Annotated in this window: 18 protein-coding genes and 2 tRNA genes; 8 read left to right on the top strand and 12 right to left on the bottom strand. The window is 54.0% G+C overall.

Translation table 11 applies throughout. From position 1 onward, the window contains the following. Positions 1–2 precede the first annotated feature (2 nt). The 3 genes from gspF to gspD are packed head-to-tail and all read right to left on the bottom strand — an operon-like array spanning position 3 to position 4,678. Complete coding sequence (gene gspF / locus ACVV26_RS12320; protein WP_474797294.1) at positions 3–1,208, bottom strand: type II secretion system inner membrane protein GspF; 1,206 nt, start codon at positions 1,206–1,208, stop codon at positions 3–5. Continuing rightward, positions 1,208–2,689 carry a type II secretion system ATPase GspE gene (gene gspE, locus ACVV26_RS12315; protein ID WP_474797292.1) on the bottom strand — a complete coding sequence of 494 codons (1,482 nt, stop codon included), beginning with the start codon at positions 2,687–2,689 and terminating at the stop codon, positions 1,208–1,210. The genes gspF and gspE overlap by 1 nt, the downstream gene beginning before the upstream one ends. Positions 2,690–2,704: 15 nt before the next feature. Continuing rightward, entirely contained in the window at positions 2,705–4,678 is a 1,974-nt protein-coding gene (gspD, locus tag ACVV26_RS12310) for a type II secretion system secretin GspD (RefSeq protein ID WP_474801833.1), read from the bottom strand. Positions 4,679–5,412: 734 nt separating this feature from the next. Here gspD and ACVV26_RS12305 point away from each other — a divergent pair. From ACVV26_RS12305 to ACVV26_RS12295, 3 genes are read left to right on the top strand one after another with little or no spacing between them, the layout of a single operon-like run. Then, the gene (locus ACVV26_RS12305; protein ID WP_474797290.1) at positions 5,413–6,996 is read left to right on the top strand and encodes a peptidoglycan-binding domain-containing protein; all 1,584 of its coding nucleotides are present in this window, start codon (positions 5,413–5,415) and stop codon (positions 6,994–6,996) included. Positions 6,997–7,006: 10 nt separating this feature from the next. After that, complete coding sequence (locus ACVV26_RS12300) at positions 7,007–7,792, top strand: type II secretion system protein GspB, cryptic system variant (protein WP_474797288.1); 786 nt, start codon at positions 7,007–7,009, stop codon at positions 7,790–7,792. 46 nt (positions 7,793–7,838) lie between these two features. After that, complete coding sequence (locus ACVV26_RS12295; RefSeq protein ID WP_474797286.1) at positions 7,839–8,360, top strand: hypothetical protein; 522 nt, start codon at positions 7,839–7,841, stop codon at positions 8,358–8,360. Between the two features lie 35 nt (positions 8,361–8,395). Here ACVV26_RS12295 and ACVV26_RS12290 read toward each other — a convergent pair. From ACVV26_RS12290 to mdtK, 3 genes are all read right to left on the bottom strand, one after another. Then, positions 8,396–8,472: transfer RNA gene (locus tag ACVV26_RS12290), tRNA-Val, on the bottom strand. A 20-nt stretch (positions 8,473–8,492) separates the two neighbouring features. Beyond that, a tRNA-Val gene (locus tag ACVV26_RS12285) sits at positions 8,493–8,569 on the bottom strand. Positions 8,570–8,744: 175 nt separating this feature from the next. Then, the gene (gene mdtK / locus ACVV26_RS12280) at positions 8,745–10,118 is read right to left on the bottom strand and encodes an MdtK family multidrug efflux MATE transporter (protein ID WP_312982389.1); all 1,374 of its coding nucleotides are present in this window, start codon (positions 10,116–10,118) and stop codon (positions 8,745–8,747) included. Between the two features lie 220 nt (positions 10,119–10,338). On the opposite strand from mdtK, the gene ACVV26_RS12275 reads away from it, so the two are divergent. After that, a complete protein-coding gene (locus ACVV26_RS12275; RefSeq protein ID WP_474797284.1) occupies positions 10,339–10,974 on the top strand; it encodes a riboflavin synthase subunit alpha in 636 nt (211 codons plus the stop codon). Between the two features lie 33 nt (positions 10,975–11,007). Here ACVV26_RS12275 and cfa read toward each other — a convergent pair whose 3' ends face one another. Next, positions 11,008–12,156, bottom strand: a complete 1,149-nt coding sequence (gene cfa / locus ACVV26_RS12270) for a cyclopropane fatty acyl phospholipid synthase (protein WP_474797282.1) — start codon at positions 12,154–12,156, stop codon at positions 11,008–11,010. A 251-nt stretch (positions 12,157–12,407) separates the two neighbouring features. Then, entirely contained in the window at positions 12,408–13,610 is a 1,203-nt protein-coding gene (gene punC / locus ACVV26_RS12265; RefSeq protein ID WP_474797280.1) for a purine nucleoside transporter PunC, read from the bottom strand. 123 nt (positions 13,611–13,733) lie between these two features. Here punC and punR point away from each other — a divergent pair, with 123 nt between their 5' ends. Continuing rightward, the gene (gene punR, locus ACVV26_RS12260; protein ID WP_474797278.1) at positions 13,734–14,645 is read left to right on the top strand and encodes a DNA-binding transcriptional activator PunR; all 912 of its coding nucleotides are present in this window, start codon (positions 13,734–13,736) and stop codon (positions 14,643–14,645) included. Positions 14,646–14,660: 15 nt separating this feature from the next. Here punR and purR read toward each other — a convergent pair whose 3' ends face one another. Beyond that, positions 14,661–15,686 (bottom strand): HTH-type transcriptional repressor PurR, encoded by a 1,026-nt coding sequence (purR, locus tag ACVV26_RS12255; protein WP_312982377.1) that lies wholly within the window; start codon positions 15,684–15,686, stop codon positions 14,661–14,663. 287 nt (positions 15,687–15,973) lie between these two features. Between purR and cydH the strand changes: the two genes are divergently transcribed. Beyond that, entirely contained in the window at positions 15,974–16,063 is a 90-nt protein-coding gene (gene cydH, locus ACVV26_RS12250; RefSeq protein WP_125293449.1) for a cytochrome bd-I oxidase subunit CydH, read from the top strand. Between the two features lie 245 nt (positions 16,064–16,308). After that, a complete protein-coding gene (locus tag ACVV26_RS12245; protein WP_474797276.1) occupies positions 16,309–17,475 on the top strand; it encodes an MFS transporter in 1,167 nt (388 codons plus the stop codon). 36 nt (positions 17,476–17,511) lie between these two features. On the opposite strand, the gene sodB is transcribed toward ACVV26_RS12245, so the two are convergent. Further along, complete coding sequence (gene sodB / locus ACVV26_RS12240; RefSeq protein ID WP_474797274.1) at positions 17,512–18,093, bottom strand: superoxide dismutase [Fe]; 582 nt, start codon at positions 18,091–18,093, stop codon at positions 17,512–17,514. Between the two features lie 119 nt (positions 18,094–18,212). Further along, positions 18,213–19,043 carry a C40 family peptidase gene (locus tag ACVV26_RS12235; protein ID WP_474797272.1) on the bottom strand — a complete coding sequence of 277 codons (831 nt, stop codon included), beginning with the start codon at positions 19,041–19,043 and terminating at the stop codon, positions 18,213–18,215. Between the two features lie 332 nt (positions 19,044–19,375). Between ACVV26_RS12235 and ACVV26_RS12230 the strand changes: the two genes are divergently transcribed. Further along, complete coding sequence (locus tag ACVV26_RS12230; RefSeq protein WP_125293445.1) at positions 19,376–19,717, top strand: Grx4 family monothiol glutaredoxin; 342 nt, start codon at positions 19,376–19,378, stop codon at positions 19,715–19,717. Between the two features lie 42 nt (positions 19,718–19,759). On the opposite strand, the gene rnt is transcribed toward ACVV26_RS12230, so the two are convergent. Continuing rightward, positions 19,760–20,410: a ribonuclease T gene (gene rnt / locus ACVV26_RS12225; RefSeq protein WP_312982372.1), complete on the bottom strand. Its 651-nt coding sequence runs from the start codon at positions 20,408–20,410 to the stop codon at positions 19,760–19,762. Between the last annotated feature and the right edge of the window lie 64 nt (positions 20,411–20,474).

The raw sequence follows: 20,474 nt of genomic DNA, 5'->3' as shown, positions 1-20,474 counted from the left end.
TCTCATCCCACCATATTGTTAAGTTGCAATATCGGTTGCAGAATCGACATCACGATAAATAACACGACACTTGCCATAGTAATCACCAGCACCGGTTCGAAGATCGCCAGCGTCAGGGTGATGCGGTGCTGCAATCCTTTGTCCTGGTTATCGGCGGCCCGCTCCATCAGTGGGCCCAGTTCGCCGCTCTCCTCGCCGGACGCCACCATATACAGCATCATCGGCGGGAATAGCTGGGTTTGTTCTAACGAAGAATTTAACGTTGCCCCCTGGCGGACTTTATCGGCGGCCTCTAATAACCGTTCGCGGACAAATAAATTCTCCAGGCCATCAACGGAAATGATCATCGCTTCTAATAACGGCACGCCGCTGGCCTGTAATATGCTCAGGGTGCGTATATACCGGGCGCTGTTAATCGCTCGCACCAGTTTCTGTAACGGGGAGGATTTCACCTGCCAGCGGTGATAGCGCATTCGGTTATTGCCTTTTTTAAGCCAGAACCGAAAACCAATAATTGCTCCCACAATCGTTACCAGAATATACAGCCCGTAAGCGGTTAAAAAATCACTCACCACAATTAAGGTGCGGGTGGTAAAAGGCAGTTCCTGTTTCATTTGCACAAACTGACCCACAACCTGCGGCACAACGGCAACCAGCAAAATACTGATAACGGTAATGGCAACAATAGTCAGCGTAATCGGGTAGACCATCGCCTGCGTTAATTTACTCTTCATCTGCTGGCGGATTTCGTTATAGTCCGCGAGCTTATCCAGCACGCTGCCGAGATGACCGGTTTTTTCACCTGCGGTCACCAGGGTGCGATATAGGTTGTCGAAAGTTTGCGGATATTCCGCTAACGCTTCCGACAATGAATGCCCTTCAACCACTTTTTCGTGCACCGCTACCAGCGCCTGGGCGAATTTTTTATCTTCCGTCTGCCGGGCGATCACTCGTAACGCGCTTTCCAGCGGCAAAGCGGCATTGGTGAGCGTCGCCAGCTGGCGGGTAAACAGCGCCAGCGAATTGCTGGAGAACTTCTTCCCGCGCGCGGCCTTACCGGCTCCCGGCGCGTCGGTTTCATCAATGCTGACCGGCATCATCCCCTGTTCGCGCAAATGCTGGCGCACTTGACGCGGCGTGTCGGCCTGCATTGTGCCGCGTTCAGATTTACCGTTTGGCGTCATGGCTCGCCAGGCATACCAGGCCATTACTCGTCGTCTCCCTGGCCGGTGGTGGTCACGCGCAGCACTTCATCCAGCGAGGTGATCCCTTGCACTACTTTCAGTAAGCCGTTCTGGCGCAGGCTACGGGTGCTTTTGCGCAAGATCGGCTCCATGGTCATCTCATCCTGGTTGTCGTTAATGGCGCGCCGCAGTTCGGCGTCCATCACCAACAGTTCGTGGATACCGGCGCGGCCCGCATAGCCATTGTTACGGCACTTTTCGCACCCTTTCGCTGCCCAAACCTGTTTCGGCGGGTGGGGCATAAAATCGAACATTTCGGCTTCCTGTGGCGTCAGTTCCACCGGTTGTTTACAGTGTTGGCACAGCCGCCGTACCAGGCGCTGGGCCACGACGCCGAGCAGCGACGAGCCGATTAAAAACGACTCCAGCCCCATATCCCGCAGACGGGTAATCGCGCCAGTGGCGCTGTTGGTGTGCAGGGTTGACATCACCAGGTGGCCGGTGAGCGAGGCCTGAACCGCGATTTGCGCCGTTTCGCTGTCGCGGATCTCCCCAACCATCACCACATCGGGGTCCTGGCGCAGAATGGCGCGCAGGCCACGGGCAAAGGTCATATCCACGCGCGGGTTGACCTGGGTTTGGCCGACGCCTTCCAGCTCATATTCAATCGGATCTTCAACGGTGAGGATGTTGCGCTGGTTACGATCGAGAGAGGAGAGCACCGCGTACAGCGTGGTACTTTTCCCCGAACCGGTCGGGCCGGTGACCAGAATAATCCCGTGGGGTTTGGCGATAAATTCCTGCATATAGTGCAGGTCTTCTTCCGATAACCCGAGCTGCGTCAGGTTCATTTGCATTTTGGATTTATCCAGCAGACGCATAACCACGCGTTCACCGTACTGCGACGGGATGGTCGAGACGCGCACATCAATGGCGCGTTTGCCGATGCGCAGGGAAATACGGCCATCCTGTGGAAGCCGTTTTTCGGCGATATCCAGTTTGGACATCACTTTAATACGGGACACCAGCAGCGGAGCCAGCTTGCGCGCTGGCTGCAATATCGATTGCAGCACGCCGTCCACGCGAAAGCGGATGCTGAGGGTTTTCTCGAAGGTTTCGATATGGATATCGGACGCGTTTTCTTTTACCGCTTCGCCAAGAATGGCGTTAATCAGGCGGATAACCGGGGAATTTTCGTCATTTTCCAGCAAATCTTCGTTATCCGGGATCTCCTCGGTCAGGGCCATCAGGTCGATATCCGCATCCATGTCCTCCATGATTTGCTGAGACATGCCGGTGCTTTGCTGCCAGATACGCGCCAGGATCTCGTCAAAGGCTTCTGGCGTCAGGATCACCGGCGCAAACGGGCGCTGTATCATGCGCTGCATTTCCAGCAGCGCGCTCAGGGGCGTATGCTCGCGGATATAAATCTGTTCATCAGCCATGACAATGCCATTTTCCCGGGCATAGCCATAGGAGCAAAAAGCTTTACTGGTCGAGTCCATAAATCGCTCCCGGGGTTAATTACGGAACGGGTTACGACCTTTCGGGGTCGTTGGGGCAACGGTTGAGCTCGGTACCACGGCGGGCGTTGTCCCTTCCGGGTAAAGCGGCAGCGTTTTCGGATCGTTGGGCGGCAGAATGCCGAACTTTTTCTCTTCCTGACGATTCAGTTGCTCATCTCTGGAGTAGTTGTATTTAGAACGCGATGAGTTGCGGTAATCGACATCGTTGCGCAGTACGGTTGGACGGATAAACACCATCAGGTTGCGTTTGCCCTTGGTATTACTGGTGTAGCGAAAAAGCTGACCAATCAGAGGGATATCACCCAGCAGGGGAACTTTTTGTACCGTTTGGGCGGTTAAATCTTCCACCAGCCCGCCCAGTACCACGGTCTGTCCATCGCGGACCAGCACTTCGTTGTTGATGGTTCGGGTATTGAAGGTGGGGCCAAGGGCGCTATTGGTGGATGTCGCATCGACGCTGGAGACTTCCTGTTCGATTTTGAGCTGGACCGAGTTGTCATCATTAATCAGCGGCGTAACTTTCAGTTTGGTACCGATAGTTTTGCGTTCCACGGTATTAAACACATTATCCCCGGTGGTACTGGCCTGGGAGCCAGAAAGCACCGGCACATCCTGGCCGACGTTGAAAGACGCTTCTTTGTTATCCAGCGTCACAACGCTGGGAGTCGACAAGATGTCGTTTTTGGTGTCAGATGCGATAGCGGTGAGCAGCACGCCGAAATCGCCGTTAAAGAAACCGGTGGCAATCCCGTTATAGCTGTTCAGTACGCTGGTTAATGGGTTGGTGGCGGTCAGACGGCCATCAATGTCACGCTGATCCAGACCCATTTTCACCCGGTTAATCCCCATACCGGTGCCGGTAAACTGCGATATGCCGTGATCGGTCATCCATTGGACCCCGAGATTCATTCCCTCGCCGTTTTGCACTTCAACGATTATTGCTTCGACCAGCACCTGGGCGCGGCGAATATCGAGCCGGGCGATAACCTGTTCAAGAGACTGCATGACATCGGGCTGTGCGCTGATCACCAGCGCGTTGTTTTGATCGTCGGCGGTGATGTTGAGATCGTTGCCGCCGCCGCTGGCTCCGGGGCCGGCGGGGGCTTTACCCGGCGCGCCGCCTTTGGCCTGGTCGCCCTGGATTTTGTCGCCGATGCCGTTTAGCACGTTAGCGATTTTGGTGGCGTTAGCATATTTCAGATAGAAAACGCGGGTTTTCCCTTCACTGACTTCGTAGCGATCGAGCTGGGATATCAGGCGTTTGGTGCGCTCGCGTGCCGACTGCGAGCCGCTGACAATCAGGGTATTGGTACGGTTATCCGCCACCACTTTGGCGGCGAGCTGTGGCGCGCTCTGGCCTTTTTGCTCTTCGTTGGTGAGATTGTTGAGCATGTCGGCAATTTCTTTTGCGGTCCCGTAGCGCAGGGAAATGGTTTCTCGCTGCTGTGCCCCCGAGGCATCCACGCGTTTAACCAGATCCACCAGCCGGTTAATCACGGATGCCTTCCCGGTAAGGAGCAGGACGTTCGACGGTTCGTAATTGACCACGTTACCGATGCCGGACGCATCGTTGAGTTGACGCAGCAGCGGCGCCAGATCCCTGACCGGCACGTTCACCATTTGCACCACGCGGGTAATAATCTCATCACCTTTACCGGGATTCTGGCTATCAGCAATGGGGACACCCGACGTTTTGGCGACCGATGAGCGAACCACTTTCAACATGCCGTTATCCATCGGTATCGCCGTAAAACCATATAAGTCCAGGACGCTCAGGAAAAACTGGTAATATTGTTCCTGGGTCAATAGATCATAGGTTCGTACTGAAATGGTTCCCTGAACCGAAGGGTCGACAAGTATCGTTTTATTCAGGTTCTTTCCGGCGATATCAATAAATTCATGAATGTCCGTATTTTTAAAACTGGCACTAAAATCAGCGGCGGAAGTCGTTGAAGTGCAGAAAAGCATACCCACGCAGAGCAGGGTTATCCGTCTGAATTTATCGTTCATATTGGGCGGCGCTGTGTCAGGGGAATGTAAAGATTTTTTAGTTCAAGAGTTTTGGAATGTCTAGAAATAAATTTTCGCAAATATTAACTTTGGATCTTATCTTGCTGATTTATTAAAAATAATATTTTCACTTATTCACAGGTAAAAGCAATATTATTTTTTTAGATAAAAGTGCACGTCGTTAATTTTAATTCGCGCGCTAATCTATTCTTTGATTTAGCGTTATCTATGGCGTGGGTAGACAAATTAATTGACGCTAAGCCAATGTAAAGCAGGCCGCTTCACCTGAATCATTAAAAGTTTTATTTGATAAAGATAAAAAAGTCTGCCGACCGCGTTAAGGAGGCTTTGAGATCATGAAAAATTCGTTTGTTATCTGAGGATAAACAGGTTTTTTGTTATTTTCGGTTGCGCATTTTGTGCGATTAAATCAAACAACAAAAAAGGGTGTGTTTTTATATGTCACTGATATTATAGCTGTTTAAAATAAAGTGACATTTCTTGACATTACCGGACGTTCAACCTATAGCTGTTAGTGTCGATTAAAAACGATCAAGATAAATCCCGCACAACTTTTATTAATAAAAGAAACGCGGGTGCGGAAAGCCTATTCAATGGATGTTTCATAGCGGTTTTCGAAATGGAATTCATATTTGTTTCATTCCAAATGATAAATGTGGAGTAAAAGAAATATGTATCTCACACATTTCGGTTTCGCCGAGACACCCTTCAAAGAACTCCTGTTTCAGGAGGCGAAGCAGCGCAGTTATATAAATTACTTTGCGGGCGTAGAGCTTATGCTGGCGCATGCCTGCAACGAATCGGACAGCATTGGGCTGTATGGCGACGATGAAGCGATTATCTCGGCGCTAATAGCGCGGTTACGCTTGCAAAGCGAATTACCAGGCTGCCTGGTGGAATTAACCCATAATCTTTCGGCGAAAGAATTCGACAAAAAGATTGCGGACTGTATCGGTTTCACAGATAAAAATAACATGTGGGACAACCGTTATTTGCTGATATTACATATTGTCGATAATTTTACGCTCATACATAAACGTATTTTACATAAGCACCTTGATAAAGCGCGTAATCAGGGCGCTGACATCGTCATATTGTTGGCAGGCAGTAAATCGTTCGCGGAAACACTAAAAACAACGCCAGGCATGTTGGCGGAAGTTAATACCTCTATAACGGTCCGGGCACCTCATTATCAGGAGGTTCGCCGTTGGTTCGCTTATCAGCATCAATGGAATGGTCGGGAAGCGTTGCTGTTTTCTGACTGGCAAATTCGCAAAATCTACTCACGGTGTCATGGCAAGCTTTCTCTGATTAGCAAAGTGGCTGACTTTACCTTGCTGGCCGCTTTTGCTGAACGCAGTACCTGTATCAAACCGCGCCACTTGAGGGGTGCGCTAAAAGAACTCACCTTTGAAAAACGCCACTACGCGCTCGGCATGGCCGCCAGCGTGCTGTGGTTGGGCGCTTTTATCGCGACGGGCTGGCATGTATTGCCGCACACGTCGCCCTTATTGCCACTTCCCGCTAGCTGGGCGCAACAGCCGCCCGAGCCTGCGGCCAAACCCCTCGATAAAATTGAGGACGCGTTAGACCAACCCGTCGCAGCGATGCGTCAGCTCTTCCGGGTATGGGGTTATGACGTCCCGCTCGAAGAGGCGTTTTGCGAAGAGGCAGGGCGGGCGAAATTACAATGCAAGCGCGGAGAAAGCCCGGTGTCCGCCCTTGAGAAAAACGGCTATCCCTGGCTTGCGGAGCTGCGCGTTGGCGAACAGGTGGGATATGCCAGCGTGGTACGCAGCGGACCGGGGGATATGGATTTACTGATGGGCAACAAAACATGGCAAGTCTCACGCGACTGGTTCAAACGTGCCGCTACCGGGAATTACGTTTTACTGTATCGCCTGACTCCGCAAGGTAATAGCAAAGTGGATGCGAAAAGCGACCCCAGTGAAATCGCCTGGCTCAATAAAATGCTCAGTCGGGCGTTAATGAAACCTAAAAATAGCGCACCCGGATGGTCTGCCGCGCTGGTAGACAACATCAAAGAATTCCAGCGCAAAAAGGGGATAAAAGTCGACGGACAAATCGGTGAGAGCACGCTGATGAAGCTACTTATCGCGTCCGGCGAATCGCCTGGGCTTATCCGTGATAAAGACGCCTCCGGCCATACCCTGCAATTGCAAAAAGTCCAGACCCAGGAAACTAAACCACAGGACGCTGCAACCGAGCTGGCAGCGGTAGCCGTCAAACAATAGGGGGCTGAACATGTCCAATATCCGCACTGCGGCGTATGAAAGTCTGCAAATTAACCGTGGGGTTCGTCTGGCCAGCGGCCCACTGGCCTGGAAAAGTTATAGCCTGCTGCTGCTGGCATTCGGCATTGGCGGGATTGCCGCCGCGGTGGGCGGCAGTTATTTGCATCTTTACTGGGATCTGCGCAACCCGCCGCCGCCGCCAGTTATCCAGGTGGTGCAGCCGGAAACCCAGGTCTCGGACGTGCATTATGTCTATACCACCAAAGCGCTGCCGGTGACCCAGGGTGATGTCAGCGATCTCAAAAATGCGCTGTTCGCCGCTTCCCCGCTGCTGAAGCCGCTTAATACGCCGCCTGAAAATGACGCCCCCACGTTCCAGGAAAGCGCGTTGATGTCCCCGCCGGACGGCAACTCAGACGAAATTTCGGCAAAGCTGAGAGAAAAACTGGCGATGGCACTACGCGAACAGAGCCGCGAATTTAACTCTGCGGTGCCGCAGGGTGTGATGGATGAACCTGTCCCGGCCGCCACGCGCGCTGCCGAGAATGGCGGCGAACAGCGTACTGACGATCCGCCGGAGGTCATGCGCCAACGTCTGCCATATCTGAAATATCAGTCACATATGTACTCATCAGACGGCAGTAAAAGCCGCGTCAAACTCAACAATCATCTTTACCAGGAGGGCGATAGCCTGGCGAAGAATGTGGTGATCAGCAAAATCACCACCGATCAACTGATTGTAAAAATCGACGGGAAACCCTACTCGTTACCTTCGCTTAAGGACTGGAAACCCTAGCGGTTGGCATCCTTCACCGGTTGAAAACGCATATCCACAAGGATAAATGATGACAATATCCGTCAATGAAGCCGAGTCCTGGCTGAGATTGTTGGCGCGAAGCGCGTCAACGTTTGGTCTGACGTTAAATATCGCCACCATCCGCCAGCAGTTGTGCATGGAAAACATGACCCAGCGCGACAAATTGCTTGAGCGGCTGGCTGTGTTAATGGGGCTGGAACTGAACGGCGTAAAACGTCATGGCCTGAGTTGGGGCAATGAAATGCTGCCCGTTATCATCACGCTTGAAGACGGGACACTGGCGTTAATCGAGAACGTTAGCCGTCAGGGCATGGCGACGTACTGGGTATGTCAGGGCCGGGATCTGCTCCGCCAGGGATCGCTACGAAAACTGTTGAGCCATGCGCAGGACGATGTGGTCCTGATAGGTACTCTACCGCGCAAGCGGTACGCCCGGACTGACGAATCTTTAACGCCGTGGAAGCGACTCTGGTTCTGGCGTCATTTTCGCGTGCAGGGAAGCGTAACGGGCGATATCAGTCTTGCCAACGGAAGTGGGATGTATTGAAAGCGAGTAACACGGTGAAACGGAACTGAAAGAAATGGTGCGTTCGATTGGACTCGAACCAACGACCCCCACCATGTCAAGGTGGTGCTCTAACCAACTGAGCTACGAACGCATTGTAGAAATTGTAGAGAATGGTGCGTTCAATTGGACTCGAACCAACGACCCCCACCATGTCAAGGTGGTGCTCTAACCAACTGAGCTATGAACGCATTACTGTGTGACAGCGGGGACGAATATTAGCGGCAGCCCTGGAGGCTTGCAAGGGGAAAATGGCAATTTTCTTCCACATTTCACGCGATTGCTGAGCAACTGCGCAAAACGGGGAGAAAGTAATCAGCGCCTTAGCGTGAAAAGAAAAAGGGCATCTGAAGATGCCCTTAACGGTTAGCGCGCTGCGCGGTGCAATATCACCGACGACGGCTGGCGTTGCAGGAAGCGCATCCGCAGCATCATCAGGATCGCTGCCGAGGTCAGGCCGATAATAAAGCCCATCCAGAAACCTGCCGGACCCATCGGCTCGACCACCCAGTCGGTCAGCGCCAGAATATAGCCGCTCGGCAGCCCCAGCACCCAATAGGCGGTAAACGTGATAAAGAAAATCGAGCGGGTATCTTTATAACCACGCAGAATGCCGCTGCCGATCACCTGGATTGAGTCGGAAATCTGGTAAATCGCCGCCAGCAGCATCAGCTGGGTGGCCAGCGTGATAACCGCCGGATTATCGTTATACAGCAGGGCGATAGGTTCGCGGAAAATCACGGTAAACAGCGCGGTAAACACCGCCATGCAGACGCCGACGCCCAGCCCGGTCCTGGCCGCGGTTTGCGCCTCCAGCGTCGACCCCTGGCCCAGACGGTAACCTACGCGGATTGTCACCGCCGCGCCAAGCGACAGCGGCAAAACGAACATCAGCGAGCTGAAGTTAAGCGCGATCTGGTGCCCGGCCACGTTAACAATCCCCAGCGGCGATACCAGCAGCGCCACCACGGCAAACAGCGTCACTTCGAAAAACAGCGCCAGCGCGATGGGCAGGCCCAGTTGGGTCAGGCGCTTAAGCACCGCCCAGTCCGGTTTCTGGAAGCCCGACGTGCTGTGGATATCGCGCATTGAACGGGCGCGGGTAACGTAAGAACGCATGGCGATAAACATCACCCAGTACACCGACGCCGTCGCCACGCCGCAGCCGACGCCGCCCAGTTCCGGCATGCCGAAGTGACCGTAAATAAAGATGTAGTTCACCGGGATGTTAACCAGCAGGCCGATAAAGCCCATCACCATGCCAGGTTTGGTTTTTGCCAACCCTTCGCACTGGTTACGCATCACCTGAAAGAACAGGTAGCCCGGCGCGCCCCACAGCAACGCCCGCAGGTAGCCAACGGCTTTATCCGCCATCAGCGGGTCGATATCATGCATGGCATGAATGATGTAACCGGCATTCCACAACACGAACATCACCAACAGCGACACCATTCCCGCCAGCCAAAAACCCTGCTGGATTTGATGGGCAACCCGGTCACGCCGCCCTGAACCGTTAAGCTGGGCGATAACCGGCGTGAGGGCCAACAGCAGTCCGTGACCAAACAGAATGGCGGGCAGCCACACCGAAGTCCCAATGGCGACGGCGGCCATATCGGTGGCGCTGTAACCCCCGGCCATGACCGTATCGACGAACCCCATGGAGGTTTGGGCGATTTGCGCGAGGATCACCGGGATCGCCAGGGCTAATAACTGACGCGCTTCGACAAAATACTTCTGCACGAGAACACCTTTTATATTGTTGTTATTTGACAAAACAGAAAGCCGCCAAACGTGGCAGCAAGAAGAGGTTGCAGGGGAATAGTCAGACTATTGTAGCGGGAGTTCATTATTAAGCCAGTGAATTGTGCAACCTACTGGCATGCGCAATTTTCACCTGTTATTGTGCATGCATGATGTGAATGGCACCTCGCCAGTTTACTGTTATTCAGGAGTTAGCCTTATGTTTACCGGTATTGTCCAGGGCGTGGCGAAAATTATCGCCATTGATGAAAAACCGAATTTCCGCACCCATGTGGTGGAATTACCACCGTCGCTGCTGCCGGGCCTTGAAACCGGCGCGTCGGTGGCGCACAACGGCTGTTGCCTCACGGTCACGCAGATTGACGGCAACCAGGTAAGCTTTGATTTAATGAAAGAAACTCTGCGTATCACTAATTTGGGCGAACTGGCCGTCGGCGACAGGGTGAATATCGAACGCGCCGCGAAATTCAGTGATGAAATTGGCGGACATTTGATGTCTGGCCATATTATGACCACAGCGGAAGTATCCAAAATATTAACCTCGGAAAATAACCGCCAAATCTGGTTTAAGCCGCAGGACGCCACGCTGATGAAGTATATCCTGCATAAAGGATTTATTGGCATTGATGGTATTAGCCTGACGGTGGGCGAGGTGACCGCCACCCGCTTCTGCGTCTATTTAATTCCCGAGACGCTTCAGCGCACCACGCTGGGAAATAAAAAGCTCGGCCATCGGGTTAATATTGAAATCGATCCGCAGACCCAGGCGGTGGTGGATACAGTAGAACGCGTGCTGGCGGCGCGTGATGCGGCAACGATAATCCCTGACGCATAAGCCACAAAAAACCCCGGGAAACCGGGGTTTTATTTAGCGCGCCACGCGCAAACCGTTTTCGATACCCCGGCTAAACACTACCTGCCAGAGTTGCAGATCCCGGGCGCGAAACGCCCCGGCGCAGGCGTTCAGGTAATAGCTGAACATGCGTTTAAAACGTTCAGAATAATTGCCCGCAAGCGTAGGCCACGCCTCCATAAACCGCGCATGCCAGGCCATCAGGGTTTTATCGTAATCTGCACCGAAGTTGTGCCAGTCCTCCATCACAAAATGGCGGGCGCTGGCGTCGGCGATATGGCGCACAGAAGGCAGACAGCCGTTGGGGAAAATATACTTATCGATCCACGGGTCGACGTTGTTATCCGTTTTACGCGAGCCGATGGTATGCAATAAGAAAATCCCGTCGGGTTTTAGATTACGGTTCACCACCTCGAAATAGGTGTCATAGTTTTTCGGACCGACGTGTTCAAACATGCCCACCGAAACGATACGGTCAAAGCGATCATCCAGTTCGCGGTAGTCCTGCAACAGGATAGTCACGTTCAGCCCCTGGCAGCGTTCCCGCGCCATTTTCTGCTGCTCGGCAGAGATGGTCACACCGGTCACCGAGACGCCATATTCCCGCGCGGCGAACTCCGCCAGGCCGCCCCAGCCGCAGCCGATATCCAGTAAACGCATCCCCGGTTCCAGCTGGAGTTTTTCACACACCAGCCGCAGTTTATCGCGCTGGGCGTCGGCGAGATTGTCAGCCGTTTTCCAGTAGCCACAGGAGTACTGCATCTGCCCGTCCAGCATCAGGCTGAACAGATCGTTGCCTAAATCGTAGTGCTCTTTACCCACCCTCCAGGCGCGTTTTTGCGTTTGAAGATTGAAGATCCGCGCGCTCAACACCCGCAACGTATCTTTAAAATGGGTCGGCAGTTGGTTTTCCAGACCCGCTTTAATCACGTTGGTAAAAAACTGGTCCAGCCGTTCGCATTCCCACCAGCCGTCCATATAGCTTTCGCCGAGACCGAGCGATCCCTGTTGCAATACGCGTTTATAAAAATCGGGGTTTTTGACCTGGAGATCGGCAGGGGAAGGGCCATTAATAGCGACACCCGCTTTGCTCAGCAGGTCATTAACAATACGGAACCACTGATTGTCCCGTGGCTCGACTTCTTCTATACACGATGAACTCATAGCTTCTCCATCACTGTGCGGTGAACATCGCCCTGAATGCAGGGCGTCGAGAAATCGCGGAATAATCCGCGAGCCTGAAATCCGACGAGAACAGAGGAAGGGAGAAGGCCCTTACCTTAAAGGCCATCCGTGGTGCTAAATGAAAATCCGTAGAGACTTTTATTTTTAAAAGACTGCCAATCAGTATAGAACTCACCCAACAGGCGTTCAATAAAAAATGATTAGCAGTCTAATTAAATTTGCAAGGCGGATCAGGAGCTTTGCGATGAGGTCGCAGGCTCACGCAGCCGCGCGGTTGCGCTGTCAGTGGCCTGCATGCGATAGCCCAGAGTGACAATCAGCACGGTAGACAGCATCACGCTGGTGGTAGAGAGCAGCGGCGCGGAAGAGACCAACCAGGAGACCGCCAGGCTGGCAATAAAGCACAAGCCCAGCTGCAAGGTGTTTTGCAGCGCGGCGGCACGGCCGGTCGCCTGGGGGAACGGTTGCAGGGCAGATGCCACCACGATGGGATAAATCGCGCCGTTCACCGCCGCCATCAGGCAGAACGGGATCAGCACCAGCGTCAGGCTGGCATTCGGCATGAGCCCTGCGCCCCAGGTGGCGACCACGCTCAGCGTAAACAGAATCAACAGCCACGGCAGCATCTGCGGGCCATGCCATTTTTTCAACGCGCTGCGACAGCCGTAACCGCCAATCAGAAACGCGATGGTTTGCGGCACATAGCTCAGGCCAATCGCCGTTGGTCCGTAACCCATGTCATTAAGGATAAACGGCGAGCCGGTGAGCCAGGCAAAGAAGCTGGCGGAGCAGCCTGCGTAAATGAGCACGTTGCCACGGTAGGTTTTGGAACGCAGCAACGTCATGAAGCTGAGCGACGGCGCGTCGGCATGGTGCGCCGGCGCACGCGGTTTCAGGCGCAGCGCCGGGATCATCAAGACTAGGGTGACGGCAAACAGCACCAGGAAAATCACTTTCCAGTCAAAATGATGCAGCAGCCAGCTGCCTAACAGCGGGGCGAGAGCAGGCGACAGCGCGACCAGCGGCATAATGGTGGCGAAAATGCGGTTGGTGCGGGTCGCGGGATAATAATCGGTGACCAGCGCCTGCCAGGTTACGGCAGCGGCACAGACGCCTACCGCCTGGACAAAGCGCAGCGCCAGCAGCATGGCGGTATTGTCTACCCACAGCATGCCGAGACAGCCCACGGCGAATATGCCCAGGCCCGCCAGTAAAATCGGCTTACGGCCATAGCGATCGGATAACGGGCCCCACGCCAGTTGCGCAACGGCAAACCCGGCCAGGAATAAACTCAGGCTGGCGCTAACGGCAGAGGCCTCTGTGCCCAAATCCTGCTGAATGGCGGCAAACGCCGGTAAATACATATCGGTAGCCAGGAAGCCCAGAACGCTTAACCCTGCCAGCCAGACTAAAAAACCTCGTGAAGGACGCATGGTAATTCTCTTCTTTTTTGATCTGATAACGCTTATTACGGACGCAGGAGTGTACAAAAGTGCAATCGTCCTTGTGAAACGTTAATATTTGCACGTTCCTTTCAAATTTTTTGCAGGCAGAACATGTGGTCTGAATATTCACTGGAAGTGGTTGATGCGGTGGCGCGTAACGGCAGCTTCAGCGCGGCGGCGCAGGAACTGCACCGGGTGCCGTCGGCGGTGAGCTATACCGTTAAACAACTGGAAGAATGGCTGGCGGTTCCGCTATTTATCCGCCGTCACCGGGAAGTGGAGCTAACGCCTGCCGGGGCGTGGTTTTTAAAAGAGGGCCGTTCTGTTATCAGAAAAATGATGGTCACGCGCCAGCAGTGCCAGCAGATCGCCAACGGCTGGCGCGGGCAGCTCTCTATTGCGGTGGATAATATCGTCAAACCGGCGCGTACCCGCCAGCTAATCCTTGATTTCTATCGTCATTTCGACGATGTGGAACTGATTGTCGCCCAGGAAGTGTTTAACGGCGTGTGGGATGCGCTGTCGGACGGGCGCGTCGAGCTGGCGATTGGCGCGACCCAGGCGATCCCGGTGGGCGGACGGTTCGCGTTTCGCGATATGGGGCCGCTAAGCTGGCAGTGTGTGGTGAGCGCCAGCCATCCGCTGGCGGCGGAACAGACACCGCTCAGCGATGACCAACTGCGCCAGTGGCCGTCGCTGGTACTGGAAGATACCTCGCGCTCATTGCCCAAGCGCACCACCTGGCTGCTGGATAATCAGCGCCGCGTGGTGGTGCCAGACTGGGCGACAGCGGTGGCGTGTTTAAACAACGGCTTGTGCGTCGGCATGGTGCCTGCGCATGTGGCGCACGACCCGGTAGTGGCAGGGCACTGGAAAAAGCTGGAACTGGACGACCCGTTCCCGGACTCCCCGTGCTGCCTCACCTGGAAACAAACCGATACTTCACCTGCGCTGCTGTGGCTGCTGGATTATCTGGGCGATAGCGAAACGCTGAACCGGGAGTGGTTGATGGAGCCGGAATAACCGGCTCCGGGAGGATTAACGGCGGTAGTCGCGGAACGGACCGTCTGCGACGGAGCGGCGCTCAATCAGACGCGGATGCACTTCGATGGTTTGTGACTCTTCGCGCTTATTCACGATGCGGTCGAGCAGCATATTAAACGCGGTTTCGCCCAGGGAATCTTTCGGCTGATGAATGGTCGTCAGCGCCGGGCTGAAATAGCGCGCGTTGCGCACATTGTCATAACCGATCACCGAAATATCCTGCGGCACCCGCAGGCCCATCTCATCGGCGGCGCAAATCGCGCCCATCGCCATCACGTCGCCGCCGCAGAACACGGCGGTAGGGCGCGGCTGCTGGGAAAGGATCTGCTGCATGGCGCGATAGCCGGATTCCGGCTCGAAATCACCCTGCACAATCCAGTTTTCCGGCACGCTGATTTGCACTTCTTCCAGCGCTTTCAGGAAACCGGCCAGACGGCCCGCGCCGGTGTTACGTTCCAGCGGACCGGGGATCACGCCGATTTCGCGGTGGCCGCGCTCAATCAGGTAGCGCCCGGCCATATAACCGCCCTGGAAGGCGTTATCGATCACCGAGTCGGTGAAGTCGGCTTTGGATTCGCCCCAGTCCATCACCACCATCGGAATATGGCGATACTCTTCCAGCATCGACAGCAGGGATTCCGGGTATTCGGAGCACATCACCAGTAAACCGTCGACGCGCTTTTGCGCCATCATCGACAGATAGGCGCGCTGTTTTTCCTGGTTGTTATGGGCGTTACCGAGGATCAGCGTATAGCCTTTGGTGAAACAACTGTTTTCCACGGCTTCGATAATTTCAGCAAAATAGGGCGCTTCGCTGCTGGTCGCCAGCAAACCGATAGATTTGGTGTGATTAACTTTTAAACTGCGCGCCACGGCGCTCGGGGAATAGTGCAATTCCTTGATGGCTGCCCAAACTGCGTTGCGTGTTTCTTCCGCAACAAAGCGGGTTTTGTTAATCACATGCGACACAGTTGTAGTGGAAACGTTTGCGCGTTTAGCGACATCTTTTATTGTTGCCATTCTTGTTACTCCAGACCCTCTCCGAGCCCCTGTTCATCACAGGTTAAACGTTTGCCTATGCCAACCTCGGTCCGCAACATTTCGGTTGCAGTATGTCGGGGATTGCGACATTAAAAGGAGGGGGTCAATGGCTGGTGAAAAATAAGGTAGCGACGGATTTTGTCTGATCTTGCGCAAAAGGGGAAGAGGGAAAACGCATATCAGCTTAAATCCCGTGGTAATTTTGTCTGAATTTATGCAAAAATGATCTGCACACACTTTTAATGTGGGTAACAAGGAGAGCAAAAATGAGCACAGACCTGAAATTTTCTCTGGTGACGACCGTTATCGTGCTGGGACTGATTGTGGCAACCGGTTTAGTTGCGGTACTGAACTAAACAGAAATTACATTTCGACCGCGTTTGGCAATAACAAACACCAGAAAATGGCTATTTTTTGGTGTTTGGTTCGATTTCCTGACTCCCGCTTCTGTTTCACCTCATTATTCACATTTGCGCAAAAATCTTTTGCCAAAATGGTTACTTCCTTTCTGATGTGACAAATGTCACTCTTTGCTTCTTTTTTGCTACAAGTCGCCGTGTAGTAAACACACGTGAAGCGACACGATTTCTGGAATTCACCAATGAAAATAAATTATCCGTTGCTGGCGCTGGCTATCGGCGCGTTTGGGATCGGCACGACTGAGTTTTCACCGATGGGGCTGTTGCCGGTCATCGCAAAAGGTGTCGATGTCTCGATCCCTGCTGCCGGAATGCTCATCAGCGCCTATGCGGTAGGGGTGATGGTTGGCGCGCCGCTGATGACGCTGCTTTTGTCTCATCGTGCACGGCGCAGCGCGCTGATCTTCCTGATGGCGATTTTCACTCTCGGCAATGTGCTTTCTGCCATCGCGCCGGATTACGCCACTTTAATGATCTCACGCATTATCACCAGCCTGAACCACGGCGCGTTTTTTGGCCTGGGGTCGGTGGTCGCGGCAAGCGTAGTGCCGAAACATAAACAGGCCAGCGCGGTCGCCACGATGTTTATGGGCCTGACGATTGCCAATATCGGCGGCGTGCCTGCTGCCACGTGGCTCGGCGAGACCATCGGCTGGCGGATGTCGTTCCTGGCGACGGCGGGCCTCGGCGTGATTTCTATGGTTAGCCTGTGGTTCTCGCTGCCGAAAGGCGGCGCAGGCGAACGCCCGGACGTGAAAAAAGAGTTGTCGGTACTGATGCGTCCGCAGGTGGTCAGCGCACTGTTAACCACCGTCTTAGGCGCGGGGGCGATGTTTACGCTGTATACCTATATTTCCCCGGTATTGCAGCATGTTACCCACGCGACGCCGCTGTTCGTTACCGCGATGCTGGTGCTGATTGGCGTCGGTTTCTCCCTTGGCAACTGGCTGGGTGGCCGACTGGCGGATAAATCCGTGACCGGCACCCTGAAAGGCTTTTTATTGCTGCTGATCGTGATTATGGCCGCTATTCCGTGGCTGGCGCGCAGTGAATTTGGCGCGGCGCTGAGCATGGTGGTATGGGGCGCGGCGACCTTTGCGGTGGTGCCGCCGTTGCAGATGCGCGTGATGCGCGTTGCCAGCGAAGCGCCGGGACTGTCGTCATCGGTAAATATCGGGGCGTTTAACCTGGGCAATGCGCTGGGCGCGGCGGCAGGCGGCGCGGTGATCCAGGCGGGGTTAGGGTTCAGCATGGTGCCGGTGATGGGCGCAATGATTGCATCGGTCGGGCTGGCGCTGGTGGTGCTGTCATCAAGACGTGAACGCGAGACGCTGTGTGCGGCGGAATAAAAAACGGAGAAGGGCGACCTTCTCCGTGACAGGGGCTTAGGCGGCGAAGTTTTTCGCCGCAAACTCCCAGTTTACCAGCGCCCAGAAGTGCTCCAGATACTGCGGGCGGGCGTTGCGGTAATCGATGTAGTAAGCATGTTCCCACACGTCCACCGTCAACAGCGGTTTAGCATCGCTGGTTAGCGGAGTACCGGCGTTAGAGGTTGAGACAATCGCCAGCGCGCCGTCAGGTTTTTTCACCAGCCATGTCCAGCCAGAACCAAAGTTCTTAATAGCCGCATCGGTGAACTGCGCTTTGAACTCCGCAAAGCTGCCAAACGCCGTGTTGATGGCGTCAGCCAGCGTGCCGGTCGGCTCGCCGCCCGCCTGAGGTGCCAGGCAGTGCCAGTAGAAGGTGTGGTTCCACACTTGTGCAGCGTTATTGAAAACCCCACCTTCAGCGCTGCGCACGATCTCTTCCAGTGATTTTCCTTCAAACGCGGTGCCTTTGATCAGGTTATTCAGATTGGTGACATAGGCCTGATGGTGCTTGCCGTAGTGGTACTCCAGGGTTTCAGCGGAGATATGCGGCGCGAGGGCCTCTTTGGCATACGGTAATGCAGGTAATTCGAACGACATTGCTTCACTCCTTATTATGTTTCACTAAATTCCACAAATTTAGTGTGGCTTTAGGGTAGCAAATCAAAAGGGTAAGCAAAAGATGAAGTTACCTGCCTGTTAGCCAGGCAGGGGGAGGATTAACGAATAGTTTTTGACGTCATTACGCGGCGTGCACCCACATAATGGCGCTGCCAGTAATCTTCGCTGAGAGACGTAATTTCAATATCGCGACCAGAGCGCGGCGACTGGATAAATTTCCCGTTGCCGACGTAAACGCCCACGTGGTCGGCGGTGCCACGGCCACGGGTGCGGAAGAACACCAGGTCGCCGCTTTCCAGCTCCGCCACGTTCACCGGCGAGGCGTCGCGCAGGTGGTACATTTCATTGGCGGTACGCGGAATGCGGAACTTCACCAGATCTTTATAGGCGTAATAAATCAACCCGCTGCAATCAAAACCGGTACGTGGCGAAGAGCCGCCCCAGCGGTAGGGTTTACCAATCTGGCCCATCAGTTTATTCATGGCGGTTTGCTGCGCCTTCTGCACCCGGATTTTATGCGCTTCGGCAATGCTGGTCGGCTTGCTGGTTTTTGCCGTCACGCACTTTTTCTTGCCGGTTTTGCGGGATGTGGTACAGGTCTGTTTGACGACGTCCGCAGCGGCGGTCACAGGTTGAGCTACCCGACGATTTTTGGCTACGGTTTTGGAAGAGGTGGCAGTTTTTTTACCGGAGGTGATTTTTTTAGCGCTGGTTGCTTTCGCGGTCTTTGCTGCTGATGTTTTCGTGGTTTTTTTCTTTGCTGCGGTCTTGCTGGTCGTGGTCTTTTTGCTGCTGGTCTTGGTTTTTGTGACTTGCTTATGCACGGCTGAGGGACGTGCGTTCTCCGACGCCTGAGCTAATGGCGTAAAGCTTAAAGAGGCAAAAAATAGAGCACAAAGCGTAAGCGAAACTTTATTCATCCGCGCCACTGAGCGTTCCCCTGAACTAAGCTGACAATCATGCCAGCGGGTGATTTCCAAAAACCCGTCGATTCTAATCTATAAAATTGCTCTAAGGTAATAGAGTTATTATCCCAAAACGCTGTTTTGGTACCGGGCGCAAATAAAATAACCAACTGGCGAATCGCATGAGGGTTATTTGCACAATAGTTGAGTGAAAGAGTAAGGCTTTACGCGGTGAAAATGTTATTCTTGCCACATGTTTACCGGGACTGTGGCGTTGTATCTACCCGATTTACACGGTTCCCTGATAACCAGTAAAATACAGGCTGTTTGCCTGAGAAGCTTGAGGAAGCAAGACAATGAGCACCACAATCGAAAAAATTGAACGCCAAATCGCTGAAAACCCAATCCTGCTGTATATGAAGGGCTCTCCGAAACTGCCGAGCTGCGGTTTTTCCGCTCAGGCCGTGCAGGCGCTGTCTGCTTGCGGCGAACGTTTTGCTTACGTTGATATTCTGCAGAACCCGGACATCCGCGCCGAGCTGCCGAAATACGCTAACTGGCCGACCTTCCCGCAACTGTGGGTAGACGGCGAACTGGTCGGCGGCTGCGATATCATTATCGAAATGTATCAGCGCGGCGAACTGCAACAGCTGATCAAAGAAACGGCTGAGAAGCACAAAGAATCTGACGCGGAATAATTCGCACAAGCATAAAAAAAGCGACCTGAGGTCGCTTTTTTTTTATTCGTCGGCCTGTAGCGGCGGCACAGGCCAGCCGCCGAGCCGCTTCCAGCGGTTGACGATTTCACAGAACAGCAGCGCCGTTTGTTCGGTGTCGTACAGCGCCGAGTGCGCCTGAGTGCTGTCAAACGGGATACCCGCCGCCAGGCAGGCTTTCGCCAGCACAGTTTGCCCTAATGCCAGGCCGCTTAACGCCGCGGTATCAAAGGTAACAAACGGGTGGAAAGGGTTGCGCTTCAGGGAGGCGCGTTCCGCCGCCGCCATCAAAAAACCGTGATCGAACGTGGCGTTGTGCGCCACCATAATCGCCCGGTTGCAGCCGCGATCTTTTATGCCTTTGCGCACCATTTTAAAAATGGCGTGTAGCGCATCGTATTCGCTGACCGCGCCGCGCAGCGGGTTATGGGGATCGATGCCGTTAAAGGCCAGCGCTTCGGGTTGTAACAGGGCGCCTTCGAAGGGTTCGACATGGAAGTGCAGCGTCTCGTCGATACCGAGCCAGCCCTGTTCGTCCATTTTTAGCGTGACGGCTGCAATTTCCAGCAGGGCGTCGGTTTTAGCGTTGAATCCGGCAGTTTCCACATCAATCACGACGGGATAAAAACCACGAAAACGGTCGCACAGACCGGTAAGTTGAACGTTGTCGGACATCAGCGTCTCTATGTTGGGGAATAAAAGCAGCGCGTATTATGGCAAAAAAAGGGAGGAGTTGCAG

The sequence above is a fragment of the Atlantibacter sp. MEI4A-1023 genome (assembly GCF_056155425.1).
Note: the sequence above shows the minus strand (reverse complement) of the source record. Positions and strands in the feature narration are given on the sequence as shown.

Bases quoted from the DNA above. Each gene is read 5' to 3' on its own strand.
- gspF (WP_474797294.1), bottom strand. From the start codon at position 1,208: ATGGCCTGGTATGCCTGGCGAGCCATGACGCCAAACGGTAAATCTGAA.
- gspE (WP_474797292.1), bottom strand. From the start codon at position 2,689: ATGGACTCGACCAGTAAAGCTTTTTGCTCCTATGGCTATGCCCGGGAA.
- gspD (WP_474801833.1), bottom strand. From the start codon at position 4,678: ATGCTTTTCTGCACTTCAACGACTTCCGCCGCTGATTTTAGTGCCAGT.
- ACVV26_RS12305 (WP_474797290.1), top strand. From the start codon at position 5,413: ATGTATCTCACACATTTCGGTTTCGCCGAGACACCCTTCAAAGAACTC.
- ACVV26_RS12300 (WP_474797288.1), top strand. From the start codon at position 7,007: ATGTCCAATATCCGCACTGCGGCGTATGAAAGTCTGCAAATTAACCGT.
- ACVV26_RS12295 (WP_474797286.1), top strand. From the start codon at position 7,839: ATGATGACAATATCCGTCAATGAAGCCGAGTCCTGGCTGAGATTGTTG.
- ACVV26_RS12275 (WP_474797284.1), top strand. From the start codon at position 10,339: ATGTTTACCGGTATTGTCCAGGGCGTGGCGAAAATTATCGCCATTGAT.
- cfa (WP_474797282.1), bottom strand. From the start codon at position 12,156: ATGAGTTCATCGTGTATAGAAGAAGTCGAGCCACGGGACAATCAGTGG.
- punC (WP_474797280.1), bottom strand. From the start codon at position 13,610: ATGCGTCCTTCACGAGGTTTTTTAGTCTGGCTGGCAGGGTTAAGCGTT.
- punR (WP_474797278.1), top strand. From the start codon at position 13,734: ATGTGGTCTGAATATTCACTGGAAGTGGTTGATGCGGTGGCGCGTAAC.
- purR (WP_312982377.1), bottom strand. From the start codon at position 15,686: ATGGCAACAATAAAAGATGTCGCTAAACGCGCAAACGTTTCCACTACA.
- cydH (WP_125293449.1), top strand. From the start codon at position 15,974: ATGAGCACAGACCTGAAATTTTCTCTGGTGACGACCGTTATCGTGCTG.
- ACVV26_RS12245 (WP_474797276.1), top strand. From the start codon at position 16,309: ATGAAAATAAATTATCCGTTGCTGGCGCTGGCTATCGGCGCGTTTGGG.
- sodB (WP_474797274.1), bottom strand. From the start codon at position 18,093: ATGTCGTTCGAATTACCTGCATTACCGTATGCCAAAGAGGCCCTCGCG.
- ACVV26_RS12230 (WP_125293445.1), top strand. From the start codon at position 19,376: ATGAGCACCACAATCGAAAAAATTGAACGCCAAATCGCTGAAAACCCA.
- rnt (WP_312982372.1), bottom strand. From the start codon at position 20,410: ATGTCCGACAACGTTCAACTTACCGGTCTGTGCGACCGTTTTCGTGGT.